Here is a 17,765-nt window from a genome sequence, read left to right as displayed (position 1 = left end):
CTCAGCGTTGTTCCGTTTAATCTACAGGAAAACCTGGAGAGCCTTTCTTGAACCAGGAATATACAGAAGACAAACGTGTTAAATTAAAAAGAGTCAGCAGTGGCCGCAGGCTTCTGGAAGCCATTCTGTTGGTTATTGCTATATGTGCCGTCTACTTAATGGTAGCACTTGTCAGTTTTCATCCTTCCGACCCCAGCTGGTCCCAAACTGCCTGGCATGAGCCTGTCCATAATTTAGGTGGCAGTGTTGGTGCGTGGTTATCAGACATACTATTTTCCGCATTCGGTATTCTTGCCTATGCAGTCCCGCCATTGATCTTTTTAGGGTGTTGGAATGCTTTCCGTCAGAAAGATAGGCAAGAGTATGTAGATTTTTTCACGCTCGCATTACGTATTATTGGTGCCTTGGCAATTATCCTAACTTCATGTGGTTTAGCAGAACTTAATATTGATGATTTCAATGATTTTGCGTCAGGTGGTGTAGTTGGCAGTTTATTCAGTAACGCCGTTTTGCCGTGGCTCAATATTCTGGGTACCACTCTGGCCCTGCTTGGTATTTGGGTTATTGGATTTACGCTATTTACTGGTTGGTCCTGGCTTACTATTGCAGAAAAAATTGGCGCTTGTATTCTCGATTCAATTAGCTTTGTCCTCAATCGTAGCCGTCCTGAATCTGAATATGATGAAGAACAGGAAGAGCTGCTACTGGAAAAAGATGCAGTCTCTGCTTCCTCTGGAGCTGAAATAGAATCTGGTCATAATGGGAATAAGCCTGCTACTGCTGACATTATGCAGAATTCAGGTATTGTCGATGAAGACGATGCGTTGTTGGTAACACCAACGGTAGCAGAATTAGCGAATATTGATTCAAAGCAGCCAGAAAGCGAAAAATCAGAAGAAAGCCTTTCTCCTGTCAGTATTTCATCTGGAAGCATTGCATCTGAGAGTGCTTCATTTGAACCTCTGGTTTCTATTGTTCCGGAAACAACTCAGGCTATATCAGAGCAGGCTGAGAATACTCAGGAAGCAGAACCTACCCGTTATACATTTGAACTGCCGGGTGATGAGCAAACAAGGAATATAACTGCAGAGTTTAGTAATGCGTCGCATACTGTGCCGGAACCAGACCTATCTCCAGCCAATATTCATTCAGCTACAGTGCAGGATATTTTAGCTGTGTCGCCATTACCTGATAACGATGATGAGTTGCAGCGTCCGGTAACAACTCCTGCTGTGTCAGTAAGAAACCCGCAGGTAAAACAAGGTATTGGTCCCGAGATGCCGAGACCGAACCCAGTACGGATACCGACTCGCCGTGAATTGTATGGCGTTAAAGTTCCTTCTCATCGTTTGGCTGAACATTTACAGCGAAAAGAAAAGGAGAGACAGGAAGAGCTTAATGCTGAGGCTGAAGAACAGAAAATGGATGCGCAACAACAAGATATGCTGCGCCAGCAATTTCTTGATCAGCAACGTGAGCGTTACGGCAGTGATGTTGAAAAAGAGCCTAAAGAGGATGCAGAGTTGTTTAACTATGCTCCAAACGAGACTGTTCTTGATAACACATATGACGATACAGCAGTAGAGGCTCCAGCTGAGCGACCTATCAATAATGTTGACGAGCAGGCAGAGCAGGAAGAAATGTTGCGGCAAGCATTTGAGCAGCAGCAGAGTGAGCGCTACCAAAACCAGACTACCGCTTTACAACAGCCTGAAAAATCTGTGTTTGAATATCTTTCGCAAATTGATGGTTCAGATAAATCGGAGCCGACAGAGCCACTCTTTATGCCTTCTGAGTTCATACCTGTAGAAGATATTGCACAACCAGAACAGGAAAAAAATGTTCCGTCTGTTTCAAGTATTTCAGCAATTTCTCCTGTTCCGAGTGTTTCACATGAGGCAGAAATCCGGCATAATTTTGCGCAGCAACCGCAGCAACCGCAGCAACCGCAGCAACCGCAGCAACCGCAGCAACCGCAGCAACCGCAGCAACCGCAGCAACCGCAGCAACCGCAGCAACCGCAGCAACCGCAGCAACCGCAGCAACCGCAGCAACCGCAGCAAAGCCTGTTCCATCCGTTTTTGGTGCATAATGATCAACCATTACCTAAACCAACTACACCGATGCCTTCTCTCGATCTTCTGGCAGCTCCGCCAGCAGAAGAAGAACCTGTCGACATGTTCGCTCTGGAACAGACTTCACGTTTAATTGAATCCCGCCTGAATGATTATCGGGTCAAGGCTGATGTTGTCGGGTTTTCGCCTGGCCCGGTGATTACCCGGTTCGAGCTGGATCTGGCTCCCGGCGTTAAAGCTTCGCGTATTTCCAATCTATCCCGTGATCTTGCTCGTTCACTTTCAGCTGTAGCTGTCAGGATTGTAGAAGTGATACCGGGACTGCCTTATGTCGGTCTGGAGTTACCTAATAAAAAACGTCAGACCGTTTATTTGCGAGAAGTATTGGACTGCGAAAAATTCCGTGATAACCCCTCACCTTTAACCATCGTTTTAGGGAAAGATATCGGGGGGCAGCCTGTTGTGGCTGATTTAGGGAAGATGCCGCACTTACTGGTTGCAGGGACGACCGGTTCGGGTAAATCTGTGGGGGTTAATGCGATGATCCTCAGCATCCTGTATAAAGCAAAACCCGAAGATGTTCGTTTTATCATGATCGACCCGAAAATGCTCGAACTATCTGTTTATGAAGGCATACCACATCTGTTAACTGAAGTCGTTACAGATATGAAAGATGCAGCTAACGCATTGCGTTGGTGTGTTAATGAAATGGAACGCCGTTATAAACTGATGTCAGCTTTAGGTGTGCGCAATATTGCAGGTTATAACGATAAGATCAAACAGGCGGAGCAAATGGGCCGTCCTATTCCTGATCCATTCTGGAAACCCGGTGACAGCATGGATGTTGAACACCCTGTTCTGAAAAAAGAGCCTTATATCGTTGTGATGGTCGATGAGTTTGCCGACCTAATGATGACGGTAGGGAAAAAAGTAGAAGAGTTGATTGCCCGTCTGGCCCAGAAAGCAAGGGCAGCAGGTATCCATCTGGTGCTGGCAACCCAGCGTCCTTCTGTTGATATTATTACAGGTCTGATTAAAGCTAATATTCCTACGCGAATTGCCTTCACCGTTTCCAGTAAAATTGATTCCCGTACTATTCTTGATCAGGGAGGTGCAGAATCACTGCTTGGTATGGGGGATATGCTTTATTTAGCGCCAAATTCATCTATACCTGTACGTGTTCACGGTGCTTTCGTGCGTGATCAGGAAGTTCATGAAGTTGTTAATGACTGGAAAGCACGTGGTCGCCCTCAATATATTGATAGTATTATTAAAGGGGGAGAAGATGGCGAAGGTGGTTTGGGATTGGATAGTGATGAAGAGTTGGATCCTCTGTTCGATCAAGCTGTAGAGTTTGTGATTGAAAAACGTCGGGTGTCTATTTCCGGAGTACAACGTCAATTCCGCATTGGCTATAATCGGGCAGCCCGTATCGTAGAACAGATGGAAGCTCAGCAAATTGTCAGTACGCCGGGTCATAATGGTAATCGTGAGGTTTTAGCTCCTCCGCCACACGAACACTGATAAGAATATGAATTGAAGGTACTCACACATGAAAAAACTAATGTTGATTGGCTGTCTGATGATGGGATTGAGCGTGAGTTCTGCATGGGCTGATGCTGCACACGATTTGCAGGAACGTTTGAGTAAGGTAAATAGCTTTCATGCAAATTTTACTCAGACAGTTACCAGTAATGATGGCTCAGCGATTCAAAATGGTGAAGGTCAACTTTGGGTTAAACGCCCTAATTTGTTCAACTGGCATATGACATCACCTGATGAAAGTACTTTGATTTCTGACGGTAAAACATTGTGGTTTTATAATCCCTTTGTCGAACAAGTTACGGCTAACTGGCTGAAAGATGCTACGGGGAATACGCCATTTATGTTGATTGCCCGTAATGATTCAGCTGATTGGAAACAATACAAAGTGACCCAAAATGGCAATCATTTTGAGTTGACACCTAAGAGTGCGAGCAGGAATCTTAAGTATTTTTCAATCACAGTGACACCAGATGGTACTATTCAGAAATTTACTGCTGTTGAACAAGATGGTCAGAAAAGTGCTTATCAGTTGAAAGGGCAGCAGAATACGAGTGTAGATGCGTCAAAATTTAAATTTACTCTGCCAGAAGGCGTGACGCTGGACGATCAACGCCAGTGAGGTTTAATTGAACAATCTTTCTCTTGATTTTTCACAGAATGAATTTCAGCCATTGGCCGCAAAAATGCGGCCAATCACGTTAGATCACTACATTGGTCAGCAGCATTTGTTAGCAGAAGGTAAACCCTTACCAAGAGCTATCCGTGCGGGTCAACTCCATTCCATGATTTTATGGGGGCCACCTGGCACGGGGAAAACCACATTAGCTGAAATCATTGGTTATTATGCGCAGGCAGATATTGAACGTATTTCTGCGGTGACTTCGGGTATCAAAGAGATCCGGGAATCCATTGAAAAAGCACGGCAAAATCGCAATGCAGGCCGCAGAACAATTTTATTTGTTGATGAAGTTCACCGATTTAATAAAAGCCAGCAAGATGCATTTTTGCCACATATTGAAGATGGCACAATTACATTTATTGGTGCTACAACTGAAAATCCCTCTTTTGAATTAAATTCAGCTCTGTTATCACGGGCACGAGTCTATTTATTGAAATCCCTTTTACCAGCAGAAATAGAACAAGTGCTGACTCAGGCCATAAATGATAAAGAACGTGGTCTTGGCGGGCAAAATATTGTGTTGCCGGAAGATACCCGGCAGATACTCGCAGAGCTGGTAGCAGGTGATGCGCGCCGCTCACTGAATCTGCTGGAAATGATGTCAGATATGGCAGAAATTGACGCGAAAGGTCAGCGGATTCTCACACTTGAACTGCTGAAAGAAGTCAGTGGGGAAAGAAGTGCACGCTTTGATAATAAAGGTGACAGATATTACGATTTAATATCGGCCTTACATAAATCAATCCGCGGCTCAGCACCAGATGCTGCACTATATTGGTATGCGCGGATCATTACTGCCGGCGGTGATCCGCTTTATGTTGCCCGACGTTTACTGGCGATAGCTTCTGAAGATGTTGGTAATGCAGATCCTCGTGGGATGCAGGTAGCTATTGCTGCATGGGATTGTTTCACGCGTGTCGGAGCTGCAGAAGGAGAGCGGGCCATTGCCCAGGCGATTGTTTATCTCGCCTGTGCCCCTAAAAGTAATGCTGTTTATACTGCATTTAAAGCGGCTATGGCCGATGCTCAGGAGAAGCCTGATTATGATGTCCCGGCTCATTTGCGTAATGCCCCAACGAAGCTGCTGAAAGAGATGGGATATGGTGAAGCATACCGTTATGCGCATGATGAGCCGAATGCTTATGCTGCCGGAGAGATTTATTTTCCGCCTGAGATGCAAAAGACAACTTATTACCATCCGACTAACAGAGGATTGGAAAGTAAAATAGGTGAAAAATTAAACTGGCTAATGGCACAGGATCAAAATAGTCCAATAAAACGCTATCGTTAATGTGGCTGATACGGTAATGTTGGTACGTTAAAAAACTTCTATCAGTCTGCTTAGTCCAGACTGATTTTATTACTGTTTTACCAATAACTTTTTTCTCAATAACAAACAAGCACAGGAATAGCATGCTCGATCCAAATATGCTGCGTAATGAGCTAGACGCAGTCGCCGAAAAACTGGCTCGCAGGGGTTATACCCTTGATGTGGAGACGGTGCGTAAACAAGAAGAGCGCCGTAAAGTTTTACAAGTTGAAACTGAAACCCTGCAAGCAGAACGTAATTCCCGATCGAAATCTATTGGTGCAGCGAAAGCCCGTGGTGAGGATATTGAACCACTGCGTCAGGAAGTCAATCAATTGGGAGAAAAGCTTGATATAGCAAAAGCGGAATTGGAAGCATTACAGGTTGAGATCCGTGATCTTGCACTGAGTATGCCGAATATTCCTGATGATTCTTCTCCTGATGGTAAAGATGACAGCGATAACGTAGAGATCAGCCGTTGGGGTGAGCCGCATCAGTATAATTTTGAAGTGAAAGATCACGTATCATTGGGTGAATTGACTGATGGTCTTGATTTTGCGGCAGCAGTGAAATTAACTGGTGCTCGCTTTGTGGTAATGAAAGGTCAGATTGCCCGTTTGCACCGTGCATTGGCGCAGTTTATGCTGAATTTGCATACTGAACAACATGGTTATCTGGAAACCTATGTTCCTTATTTGGTCAACCATGACACTCTGTTTGGTACAGGTCAGTTGCCTAAATTTGGTGAAGATTTATTCCATACTAAAGCACTGGAAGAAGAATCTGGTAGTAACTATGCGCTGATCCCGACTGCGGAAGTACCGGTGACTAACTTAGTGCGTGGTGAAATTCTGGATGAGAACGATCTTCCTTTGAGAATGACGGCACATACACCTTGTTTCCGATCTGAAGCGGGTTCTTATGGTCGTGATACCCGTGGCCTGATCCGCATGCACCAGTTTGATAAAATTGAGCTGGTTCAGATTGTACATCCTGAGAAATCAATGGAAGCACTGGAAGAACTGACAGGACATGCGGAAAAAGTATTGCAGCTACTGAACCTGCCGTACCGTAAGATGTTGCTGTGTACCGGAGATATGGGAGCAGGCGCAAGAAAAACTTACGATTTGGAAGTTTGGCTACCAGCTCAGAATACTTATCGTGAAATTTCATCTTGCTCTAACACGTGGGATTATCAGGCTCGCCGTATGCAAGCTCGTTTCCGCAGTAAAGATGATAAGAAAACTCAGTTTGTCCACACACTGAATGGTTCGGGTCTGGCTGTTGGCCGTACTCTGGTTGCAGTGATGGAAAACTATCAGCAGGCAGATGGCCGAATTAAAGTTCCGGAAGTATTACGTCCTTATATGAATGGACTGGAATATATTGGTTAATGACTGATTATTCTAAGTAATAAAAAAGCGCCTGGTGAGGCGCTTTTTTATTTAATGATATATACGTTTTTAGTTAGAGAAAAATAATAAACACTGAAATAGCACTTATTATAGATATTGAAAGAAAAAACTTTAGATAATTAAATCTGATTGTGTTTGTTTTTCTTCCTTGCATAAAAAATGCTGCGGTACGTTGTATAATAAACAATAAGGCTCATGGGCAAGGTGATAATGAAGCCTAAAAGTAAGGGGATTGCTGATGCAAACATCATAATACCCATGAGTAAGAAAAACAGAAAACCACCCAATAAATTTTTCTTTACAGCACTCAGACTCATTGACACTGCGTCACCAAATTTCAGATTATTGATAATAATCAGTGCAGGGGCAAACCAGATAAATGCAAGAGCAATAATGGCGAAAACACAGAACACAAGACACGCCCACATAAAAGAAGGGATAGCCTGAATCAATAGTAGTGGGTCTGGATTTACCTCTTGAGAGGCTAAAATAAAATCGATCATACCAAAGCCTGCAATAAAAATAGCAGCAATGACTCCAAGTGCACATATTCCTATGTAAAGAGCACCAACAGCAACCAGTGAACCTAATTTTTCTTTAAATCCGTAAAAGAGTAAATCTATCTTAAAGTCCCCTGTAGTCCTCTGTTTTTCAGCAGCAGCGATAACACCAGCAACAAGTACCGGACCAAATAAACCCACTAAAAAATTAATAAATGGAATAAAATTCAATACTGAAATAATGGCGAAATAGACTAATGTAAACAGTATCCACTGTAATGGATTTGCTTTAAACATTTTCCAGGCATCGCCAATCCATTCAGTTGCAGCACCAGCACCTACAGCCTGACCTTCACGAATGAAAATTTCTTTTTCTTTAGTTAGGGAAATATTACCTTCCCCAGAGTTGAGTTCGATATCTTGATTATTCATTTTTTTCGCTTTATTTGATTGAATGATAATTTCCAAATTAAATATTAACTAAATCCATCCTGGAAGATTTCTGGATAAGTTAGGTAGAATTGTTCCATGAAAGCCATTAATCAACAAGGGTTAATTTATTTCCGATTAAAGGATTATCATTCTATTTTTCATTTATATTGAGGAATAAGATTATTTAATATTTTAGGTTAATGCCCTTTGTATTACAGTGGGTATTTACTATATAAGTTATTTAACATCAGTACTATTTCAAGATAATTTCATATGAAACTAGTAGTTAGATAATCATATAATATAATTTTTCATTTAAAATTTATTTGATTTTCAGATTAAATGTAATTAAAACGCCTTTATGATCGGATGGCCATACTCCTTTTGGTGTTACAAATTTATCATCCGAAGATTCTTTAACCCTTTGGCTTTTAACTATGCTACTGGAAGGGCCGACAATGAACGCATCTTTCACCAGTAACTGTGGGCTAGGATAGTAAAAAATATAATCAATCCGATCACGTTCATCTGCTTTTGGTGCCCAGGTAAGCTTATTGATTGCGACATCTGGATTATTTGCTACCCAAGTAAAACCGGGATATTTAACTGGATCAGGGTATTTAGTGCGATAGGTATCAAGATAGCCAGCTTCGGCTAGTAATTTGGTACTTGTCCAAGGAACGATAGCTCCATGATGATCAAATAGTTCTTTGGTTTCCTCAGTCCAATCCAGCCAGGAAGGTTCATTAAAATCACCAGCCATGATAACGATTTTTTTATTATTAAGTTCATTCTTAGCATCAGGGATAAATGCCTGAATTGAAGCAGGGCGTCCAGAATTATTATTTACATTCAAGATATCGTTTAGATTAGTATCAGGGCCATTTGGTAGTTCACTCCAATTATTTGCATCATATCCTCTGGGTAGGTAAGTGGCATAATTGTGGTAATCTAAATGCCCTGCATAAAACTCAATATTTTCTCCACTTATATTAATTAATGCTTTTGTAAATCGATCAAAATCACTATGTTGATTAATAGGGTATTTCGAAAGAATACCGACGTCATTTTTTGATCTATAAGTATAATATTTATAGCCTTTATCATCAAGACTTTTTGATAACTGTGAAGTAAAATCAGAATGATAGTTTCTTACTTCACTAAGTGAAATAATATCAGGGGTTGAGTTTATAATTGTATTTACTATTCCATCATAACCTCCTATAACTTGGCTACCTTCCTGCCAGATATTTAATGTAAGAGCTTTTAGTGGAATATTGTTATTCTTATCTGCTATATCAAAAATAATAGGATAACTTAGATGATTATCATTTTTTCCTTTGAGTAAAAAAGCGATATAGCGTCCGGGGCCTAATGTGAGGGCATTCAGGGTATATATTCCTTTTTTTCCAATAATATATTTCAATTTATATGGTCTATGAGTGGAATATTGATGCCATGAGTTATTATCTGAGGGGGTTAGATGAGTATTTGAATCAGGTTTAAATTTCCAGATTCCAATCCAGCTAGTATCTCTAGTCTTTGATTTATTGTAACTTAATAAAATATTATCATTAGAATGATATATTTGTTTATCTGACTTTAATTCTCTTTCATTTGCTTGTGTGCTCAAAGAAATAAAAAATACATAACATGCTAAAATATAAGTTATTATACTCCTCATTGGGTAATCCTCTTGTGTGTGAAAATTAAATTTATTTACTCGAAAAATGTGAAAGGTGGCTTATATATTATTGGCTGATTTTCTATGACTATTAACTAGTATAGTTCATGACGGAAATAGAACGGGGAAATGTCATAATTTAAACTAAACGATAGTTAAATAAGACAGCATTTGGAAAAAACTGGCTGCAATTTATGATTGAGCCAGAATTATTTAATTTGAGGAATAATAAATATGTACTTAATCCAATGGGTTTTAAGTTGTATCGTAGCCTACTAGAGATTACTTGAAAGCCGATGAGTATATTTAATTAATAAATAACCTGATGGCCATAGCTCATCAGAATCTCTTTTACTCTTTCCATCGTCTCTTTCGACGGTGGTTTTACGTCTTCCAGCTTATATTCTTCACCCATAGCAATCCATTTATGTTTACCAAGTTCATGATAGGGAAGTAACTCAATTTTTTCGATGTTCTTCATATCTTTGGTGAACTCTCCCAGCATATGGACAGATTCGTCATCATCCGACCATCCGGGAACAACGACATAACGGACCCACGTTTTTTGATTGCGTTTTGCCAGATAACGGGCAAATTCGAGTGTTCTATGATTGGAAACACCAACCAGCTCCCGATGAATATCATCGTTAAGGTGTTTAAGATCCAGCATGACTAAATCAGTATCATCCAGTAGCTCATCAATCACCGGCTCATAGCGGCGGACAAAGCCATTAGTGTCTAAACAGGTATGGATCCCCTCGGCATGGCAAGCCCTGAACCAGTCACGGACGAATTCAGCCTGAAGGATTGCTTCTCCACCAGAAGCTGTCACTCCACCTCCGGAGGCATTCATAAAATGGCGATAAGTTGTCGCTTCTTTTATAAGTTCTTCGACTGTTACCGCTTTGCCAGTGTGAGTGTCCCATGTATCGCGATTATGGCAATAAAGGCAACGCATCAGGCAACCCTGAAAAAATACAATAAAACGAATACCCGGGCCATCAACGGTTCCGCAGGATTCAAAAGAGTGGATACGGCCAAGTACGGGCATGGGAAGATCTCTCCAAAAACTGACAGGATAATAAAGGCCCCGGTTGCAAAGGGGCCTTGAAGTGTATGCTGTTTCATTTCATCAAAATTGTCTTATTAAAACAATGACATTTTTGAGGTAATACGCAGCAGGATGTTTACATTGTCTGGGTAAATGTACGGGTAATAACATCCTGTTGCTGTTCTTTAGTCAGAGAGTTAAAGCGTACAGCATAACCGGATACACGGATTGTCAATTGAGGGTATTTCTCAGGATTTTCCATAGCATCCAGTAACATCTCGCGGTTCATGACGTTAACATTCAGATGTTGGCCACCTTCAATGTTGCTGGCTTCATGATGGAAATAACCATCCATCAGAGCTGCCAGGTTGGCTCTGCGCACGTCATCATTTTTACCTAGCGCATTAGGTACGATGGAGAAGGTATAAGAAATACCATCTTTCGCGTAAGCAAATGGCAGTTTAGCCACGGAAGTCAGTGAAGCAATTGCTCCTTTTTGGTCACGGCCATGCATTGGGTTAGCACCCGGCCCGAATGGTGCGCCTGCACGACGTCCATCTGGCGTGTTACCGGTTTTTTTACCATAAACAACGTTAGAAGTAATAGTTAACACAGACTGAGTTGGAACTGCATTGCGATAGGTTTGTAACTTCTGAATTTTCTTCATGAAGCGTTCAACCAAATCACAAGCGATATCATCAACCCGCGCGTCATTATTACCAAACTGTGGATATTCACCTTCAATTTTGAAATCAACAGCCAGACCGTTTTCGTCACGGATTGGGGTTACTTTTGCATATTTGATCGCGGATAAAGAATCGGCTGCTACAGATAACCCTGCGATACCACATGCCATAGTGCGGTGGACATCACGATCATGAAGTGCCATTAAAGAAGCTTCATAGCTGTATTTATCATGCATATAGTGGATGATATTCAGCGCGGTGACATACTGTTTTGCCAGCCAGTCCATGAAGTGATCCATACGTTCGGTGACGGTGTCATAATCCAGAACGTCATCTTTTATTGGCTCTTCTTTTGGACCAACCTGCATTTTCAGTTTTTCATCCATACCGCCGTTGATGGCATACAGCATGGTTTTTGCCAGGTTTGCACGGGCACCGAAGAACTGCATTTGTTTACCAACAATCATCGGGCTGACACAACATGCAATAGCATAGTCATCGCTGTTGAAATCAGGGCGCATCAGGTCATCGTTTTCATATTGCAGAGATGAGGTATCAATGGATACTTTTGCTGCATATTTTTTGAAGTGAGCAGGTAGTTTTTCAGACCACAGGATGGTTATGTTAGGTTCCGGAGATGGTCCCATGGTGTACAGAGTATTCAGGAAACGGAAACTGTTTTTGGTAACAAGGGTACGACCGTCCAGTCCCATACCTGCGATGGATTCAGTCGCCCAAATCGGGTCGCCGGAGAACAGTTCATCGTATTCTGGAGTACGCAGGAAACGAACCATACGCAGCTTCATGACCAAATGGTCGATCAGCTCTTGCGCATCTTGCTCTGTCAGTTTTCCTGCCTGTATATCACGCTCGATGTAGATATCCAGAAAGCTGGATACACGACCGAAAGACATCGCAGCCCCATTTTGGGATTTTACTGCTGCTAGATAAGCGAAATAAGTCCACTGTACTGCTTCTTTGGCATTAGTCGCTGGTGCAGAGATATCGTAGCCATATTTAGCGGCCATCTCTTTAATCTGGCCCAGAGCGCGGTATTGTTCTGAAATTTCTTCACGCAGGCGGATAGTTGCTTCAAGGTCTTCGCCGTTTTCCAGTTTTTCCTGCAATGAAGTGAATTGTGCATATTTTTCATCACGCAGAAAATCAATACCGTACAGAGCAACACGGCGGTAATCACCGATGATACGACCACGACCGTAAGCATCTGGCAGACCAGTCAATACACCTGACTTACGGCATTTCAGAATATCAGGGGTATAAACATCAAACACACCCTGATTGTGAGTTTTACGGTATTCAGTAAAAATTTGTTTTAGTTTCGGATCCAGCTCCCGATCATATGCTTTGCAGGAACCTTCAACCATTTTGATCCCGCCGAATGGGATAATGGCACGTTTCAGAGGCGCTTCAGTTTGCAGGCCAACAATTTGTTCCAGAGTTTTTTCAATATAACCAGCATCATGGGAGGTTATTGTAGACGCAACGTTAGTATCAAAATCAACCGGCGCATGAGTGCGGTTTTCAATTTTGATACCTTCCATGACTTTTTCCCACAAAATATCTGTCGCTTTTGTGGCACCCGCAAGGAATGATTCATCACCTTCATACGGAGTATAGTTTTTCTGAATAAAGTCACGAACATTGACTTCATTCTGCCAGTTACCCTCGTTAAAGCCTTGCCATGCTACGGAGAATTTTTCATTTAACTCGGACATGATATTTTTACCTTTTAACAGTAGAACTTGTAAAAAATTGGGTGTGGAAGCAAATGAAGATCAGCGGCTGCCACGTAAATAAATGAACCAGTAAGTCAACCCAACCAATATCGAACCGCCGATGATGTTACCTATCGTTACAGGGATCAGATTATCAGTAATGAAATTTGAAATTGTCAGTTGGGGAAATTGCTCTGGTGTTGCTCCGACTTTTTCCCAAAACTCAGTTGGAGCGAATTCTTTAATAACAATCCCGAAAGGAATTAAAAACATGTTAGCAATGCTGTGTTCAAAGCCGCTGGCAACGAACATACCAATTGGCAGAATTAACGCAGATAATTTATCAATGAGGCTGCGGCCTGCATAGCTCATCCAGACGGCAAGGCATACCATCAGGTTAGCCAGAATGCCTAAACATAAAGCCTCGACAAAGGTATGGTGCATTTTATGGTCAGCGACCTGTAGTACATTCAGTCCCCAGAAACCATTGGCAACGGTATATTGGCCTGACAGCCACATTAAGGTGACAAAGAACAAGGCTCCAATTAGATTACCGATATAAACGTGTAGCCAGTTTCTGAACATTTGTGACCAGGTAATACGACCGGTTGCTTTCGAAACAATAGTTAACACTGTGGAAGTGAAGAGGTCGACACCAAATACGACAACCAGCATTAACCCTAAGGAGAAACAGATCCCACCCGTTAATTTTGCTAAACCATAGGGAATAGAAGAAGTTCCTGTCGTAGCCGTAATATAAAAAACAAATGCAATGGAAATAAATACACCAGCCATAATTGCTGATAAATAAGTCACTGCTGGATTTTTGTTGACTTTATAGACACCACTATCATCAGCAATTTGTGCCATTACAGCAGGTGGAAATAGGTTAAAAGTGTCGTCAGTTTTCATACTAACACTCTCTTTATCTTAGGTTAATTATAGCACGTAATGATAGTAACAAACGGACACTGATATGAATTTGATATGGATCATATTAAATTGAAAGTTCAGTGAGATATGACCAGCCAAATAACGTTTTTCGATTCTAACAAATTGATTTTTAAATTAAAAATATTTTTTAAAATTTATAAAAAAATTTTATATAAGGAATTTGATGTGAAATAGATGGAAAGTAAAATAACAGGTTAAATTGTCATTTATTTGTTATTTTAAATAAAATTCAATTTAACCTGATTTTTACTTTTGTTAATTAATAAGCATTAATTTAACAGTTTATATATTTCAGATTATTTACACCAAAAAGTGCGTTTAGCTTTTTGTAGTTTTTCATAAGCATTTAATAATGCCTGATGAGCGGGTAATGCTTTTAATTCTGAATCGACAGACCACAGCCCGTGGAAACAATTTTTACCGGTAAGAGCTGAAGAGGCGGCATCAACTGTACCCTGACCATACATTTTGACAAATGCCTGATAATACTGGCTCGGGTTACGATCTTCTTCCTGAGTTAACAGTAGCAATGTATGTAGGCAGCGATAATAATTTGCTCTTTCTGCGGTGAAGACAGAAGAGTTGAAATCTTGTGTCCACTCAACCCAGATCAGGGCTTGCTCCAGATCATTACCAGCCAGCGCCAGCATGGATTTCAGTTCACCAATCCTTAAATTGCTCCAGCCATTGTCTTTACCTGAGGCGATCCCTAACAATTCGCGAACACGGGTAAAATCATCCAGCCCTTCCTCGTCTATCTGCTCAAGAAACGCCAGATACTCTTCAGGTTGCCACTGGCTATCCGGCAAGGCCAGAATGGTATCACGCAGGTGAGTTCCCATCGTATTATTGGCAATGTGCAAATCTTCAACCGGATAAATATCTGACATCCCCGGTACCAGAATACGGCAGGCATAAACACCAAGGTGCTCATAGTCAGCAATATAGACTTCGGCACTCAGCGTATTGAAAATGCTCATCAGGGTTGCGAATTCTTCTTCGGTTGTACCACTGAAATTCCAGTCGGCAAATTCGTAATCAGCATCTTGTTTGAACAGATCCCAGCTGATTGCTCCGCTTGAGTCAATGAAATGGGTTTCAAGGTTAGTGTGCTCAGAAACTTCTTCATCATCAAAAGTTGGTGCTGTGAAGACATCCAGATCTTTCAGGCTGCGGCCCTGTAAAAGCTCAGTGACGGTACGCTCCAGTGCAACGCCAAATTCAGGGTGAGCACCAAAAGAGGCAAAACAGGTACCGTTATTCGGATTAAACAGAACAACGCAGATAACCGGGAACTGCCCGCCCAGAGAAGCATCGTAGCAATAAAGCGGGAAGCCTTCTTCCTGTAATTTATTGACTGATGCTACAACACCGGGGTAGCGATCCATAACAGTTTGTGGGATTTCAGGCAAACTAATACATTCTGCTATGATACGGTTTTTCACATAACGTTCGAATACCTCGGACAGCCCCTGAACACGGGCTTCATTCTTGGTATTACCGGCTGACATGCCATTTGAAACATACAGGTTCCCAACAATATTCATTGGGATATAGACAGTTTCATTATCAGACTGCCGGGTAAAAGGCAGGGCACAGATCCCACGTTCTTCATTACCGGACTGTAAATCAACCAGCTGGCTGGCATAAAGTTCATTATCCGGGTTGTAAAAACGGTGCAGATGTTCGTCCAGAATACCTGCTGGCAGGGAATCATCTTCCGGTAAGGGGAACCACTTTTCGTTCGGGTAATGAACAAAATCGCCCTGAGCTACGGCTTCACCAAGATAAAAATCAGCGAAAAAATAGTTAGTTGATAGACGTTCAAAGTATTCACCTAACGCAGAGGCCAATGCCGCTTTTTTACTGGCTCCTTTGCCGTTAGTAAAACAGAGTGGGCAGTCACGATCGCGGATGTGTACTGACCAGACATTAGGAACAGGGTTCAGCCATGAGGCTTCTTCAATATTGAAACCCAGTGCGCTCAGTTTCTGTTGGAAATTATTAATAGAGTCTTCTAATGCGGCATCTTTGCCTGGAATGTAGGTCTGCGTCATCATTATTCACTTTGATTTCTGTAAAGAGTTACATATCATACGGCGTTTTTTTTGTCTCCTCTATTTAATTCCCAAAAATTATTGTTAATTAGAGTTTATTTATTTGCCCAATACATACTAGAATAGCTTTTTTTACAAGAGGTTGAATGATGAAAAGTATTAAAAAAACAGCAATAGCCAGCTTTTTGGCTTTAGTCAGCGGTTCTGCATTTGCATTGCCAAACATTACTGTTCTGGCAACGGGTGGCACAATCGCTGGTGGTGGTGAATCTGCAACTAAATCCAGCTACACTGCGGGACAAGTTGGTGTTGATTCATTGCTGGATGCTGTTCCTGCTATCAAAAACATTGCTAATCTGAAAGGTGAGCAGGTTGTTAGCATCGGTTCCCAGGACATGAACGATCAGGTTTGGCTGACTCTGGCGAAAAAGATCAATGCAGATTGTGATAAAACTGACGGTTTTGTCATCACCCACGGTACAGACACCATGGAAGAAACTGCTTATTTCCTCGATCTGACCACTCAATGTCATAAACCTATCGTAATGGTTGGCGCAATGCGTCCATCAACGGCTCTGGGTGCTGATGGTCCATTGAACCTCTATAATGCTGTCGTTGTAGCGTCAGATAAAGGCTCTGCAAACCGTGGTGTTTTACTTGCTATGAATGATTCTGTAATTCATGGACGTGACATCGGTAAACTGAGCACAACTGAAGTTCAGGCTTTCCAGGCAGTGAATGCAGGTCCACAAGGCTTCATTCATAACGGTAAAGTAAATTACTACTCTGCGGCACCGGTGAAATCAGATAAAGCTGTTTTTGATGTCAGTAAACTGACTGAACTGCCAAAAGTAGGTATTGTGTATAACTACTCTAATGCTTCCGATCTGCCGGTTAAAGCATTTGTAGAGAATGGTTATAAAGGTATTATCAGTGCTGGTGTTGGTAACGGTAACATCTATAAGTCTATTCTGGACTCTCTGTCACAGGCGGCTAAAGATGGTGTTGTTGTTGTTCGTTCCAGCCGTATTCCTTTCGGTTTCACTACTCAGAATGCTGAAGTTAATGACAGCAAATACGGTTTTGTTGCATCAGAACGCCTGAACCCGCAGAAAGCTCGTGTTCTTCTGCAATTGGCTCTGACTGAGACTGCTGACACAGCAAAAATTCAGGAAATGTTTTCTAAATATTAATTCCTGAATTAAATATACAGAAAGGCGCTTTTAGGCGTCTTTCTGTTTTTTTAATACATTTTCTTCTCATTGAACATAGAACCAAAAATAAAGGTTCTATTTTAACTTAATAAAATATGTGGCTTATTTTTAATTATCTCAGATTAAAAGAATATACTTAATTGGTATTTTATTATGATTAATTTAAATTCGTGTTACATATAATTTGATGCTAATTTTCTTATTTAAATAGGCTGGATTTATATAATCAGAACAATAGTGTTTCGGCGTAATAGTTGAATGTATTTTATTTAATTCCTGAATTTTTGACTATAAACAATGTGTTCAAGATGTGTTGCTTTGGCAAGGAAGAGAATCCCCTGGAGCACAGATAACCATATATTGATAAAAATGGAGGCAGGGGTGAATGAGCGAAACAAACAAAGAGGCAACCTGAAAGACGACGTATA

At 41.5% G+C, this 17,765-nt stretch carries 11 protein-coding genes; 5 read left to right on the top strand and 6 right to left on the bottom strand.

Annotated elements, in window-relative coordinates; translation table 11 throughout:
* Nucleotides 1-47: 47 nt before the first annotated feature.
* The 4 genes from Xsto_RS02765 (at nucleotide 48) to serS (ending at nucleotide 7,002) form a co-directional block, all read left to right on the top strand.
* Complete coding sequence (locus Xsto_RS02765) at nucleotides 48-3,599, top strand: DNA translocase FtsK 4TM domain-containing protein (protein ID WP_099124031.1); 3,552 nt, start codon at nucleotides 48-50, stop codon at nucleotides 3,597-3,599.
* A 28-nt stretch (nucleotides 3,600-3,627) separates the two neighbouring features.
* Entirely contained in the window at nucleotides 3,628-4,239 is a 612-nt protein-coding gene (gene lolA / locus Xsto_RS02760) for an outer membrane lipoprotein periplasmic chaperone LolA (protein ID WP_099110688.1), read from the top strand.
* Nucleotides 4,240-4,246: 7 nt separating this feature from the next.
* Entirely contained in the window at nucleotides 4,247-5,590 is a 1,344-nt protein-coding gene (locus Xsto_RS02755; protein WP_099124030.1) for a replication-associated recombination protein A, read from the top strand.
* Nucleotides 5,591-5,712: 122 nt separating this feature from the next.
* The gene (gene serS / locus Xsto_RS02750) at nucleotides 5,713-7,002 is read left to right on the top strand and encodes a serine--tRNA ligase (RefSeq protein ID WP_099124029.1); all 1,290 of its coding nucleotides are present in this window, start codon (nucleotides 5,713-5,715) and stop codon (nucleotides 7,000-7,002) included.
* Between the two features lie 140 nt (nucleotides 7,003-7,142).
* Here the strand turns inward: serS and Xsto_RS02745 are convergent, their stop codons facing one another.
* The 6 genes from Xsto_RS02745 to ycaO form a co-directional block, all read right to left on the bottom strand.
* Nucleotides 7,143-7,955, bottom strand: a complete 813-nt coding sequence (locus Xsto_RS02745) for a BPSS1780 family membrane protein (RefSeq protein WP_244590329.1) — start codon at nucleotides 7,953-7,955, stop codon at nucleotides 7,143-7,145.
* A 322-nt stretch (nucleotides 7,956-8,277) separates the two neighbouring features.
* Entirely contained in the window at nucleotides 8,278-9,639 is a 1,362-nt protein-coding gene (locus Xsto_RS02740) for an endonuclease/exonuclease/phosphatase family protein (protein WP_099124028.1), read from the bottom strand.
* A gap of 310 nt (nucleotides 9,640-9,949) precedes the next feature.
* Nucleotides 9,950-10,690, bottom strand: coding sequence for a pyruvate formate lyase 1-activating protein (pflA, locus tag Xsto_RS02735; RefSeq protein WP_099124027.1), 741 nt, complete (start codon nucleotides 10,688-10,690; stop codon nucleotides 9,950-9,952).
* A 136-nt stretch (nucleotides 10,691-10,826) separates the two neighbouring features.
* Nucleotides 10,827-13,112, bottom strand: a complete 2,286-nt coding sequence (gene pflB / locus Xsto_RS02730) for a formate C-acetyltransferase (protein WP_099124026.1) — start codon at nucleotides 13,110-13,112, stop codon at nucleotides 10,827-10,829.
* A gap of 60 nt (nucleotides 13,113-13,172) precedes the next feature.
* The gene (gene focA, locus Xsto_RS02725) at nucleotides 13,173-14,024 is read right to left on the bottom strand and encodes a formate transporter FocA (protein WP_099124025.1); all 852 of its coding nucleotides are present in this window, start codon (nucleotides 14,022-14,024) and stop codon (nucleotides 13,173-13,175) included.
* Nucleotides 14,025-14,362: 338 nt separating this feature from the next.
* Nucleotides 14,363-16,123 (bottom strand): 30S ribosomal protein S12 methylthiotransferase accessory factor YcaO, encoded by a 1,761-nt coding sequence (ycaO, locus tag Xsto_RS02720; protein WP_099124024.1) that lies wholly within the window; start codon nucleotides 16,121-16,123, stop codon nucleotides 14,363-14,365.
* Between the two features lie 149 nt (nucleotides 16,124-16,272).
* On the opposite strand from ycaO, the gene ansB reads away from it, so the two are divergent.
* Nucleotides 16,273-17,316, top strand: coding sequence for an L-asparaginase 2 (ansB, locus tag Xsto_RS02715; RefSeq protein ID WP_099110731.1), 1,044 nt, complete (start codon nucleotides 16,273-16,275; stop codon nucleotides 17,314-17,316).
* Nucleotides 17,317-17,765: the final 449 nt, after the last annotated feature.

Origin of the sequence: Xenorhabdus stockiae (assembly GCF_002632825.1) — a bacterium.
Classification (GTDB): domain Bacteria; phylum Pseudomonadota; class Gammaproteobacteria; order Enterobacterales; family Enterobacteriaceae; genus Xenorhabdus; species Xenorhabdus stockiae.
Note: the sequence above shows the minus strand (reverse complement) of the source record. Positions and strands in the feature narration are given on the sequence as shown.

Coding starts and splice junctions, on each gene's coding strand:
- Xsto_RS02745 (WP_244590329.1), bottom strand. CDS start 7,955: ATGAATAATCAAGATATCGAACTCAACTCTGGGGAAGGTAATATTTCC.
- Xsto_RS02740 (WP_099124028.1), bottom strand. CDS start 9,639: ATGAGGAGTATAATAACTTATATTTTAGCATGTTATGTATTTTTTATT.
- pflA (WP_099124027.1), bottom strand. CDS start 10,690: ATGCCCGTACTTGGCCGTATCCACTCTTTTGAATCCTGCGGAACCGTT.
- serS (WP_099124029.1), top strand. CDS start 5,713: ATGCTCGATCCAAATATGCTGCGTAATGAGCTAGACGCAGTCGCCGAA.
- ansB (WP_099110731.1), top strand. CDS start 16,273: ATGAAAAGTATTAAAAAAACAGCAATAGCCAGCTTTTTGGCTTTAGTC.
- focA (WP_099124025.1), bottom strand. CDS start 14,024: ATGAAAACTGACGACACTTTTAACCTATTTCCACCTGCTGTAATGGCA.
- pflB (WP_099124026.1), bottom strand. CDS start 13,112: ATGTCCGAGTTAAATGAAAAATTCTCCGTAGCATGGCAAGGCTTTAAC.
- ycaO (WP_099124024.1), bottom strand. CDS start 16,123: ATGACGCAGACCTACATTCCAGGCAAAGATGCCGCATTAGAAGACTCT.
- lolA (WP_099110688.1), top strand. CDS start 3,628: ATGAAAAAACTAATGTTGATTGGCTGTCTGATGATGGGATTGAGCGTG.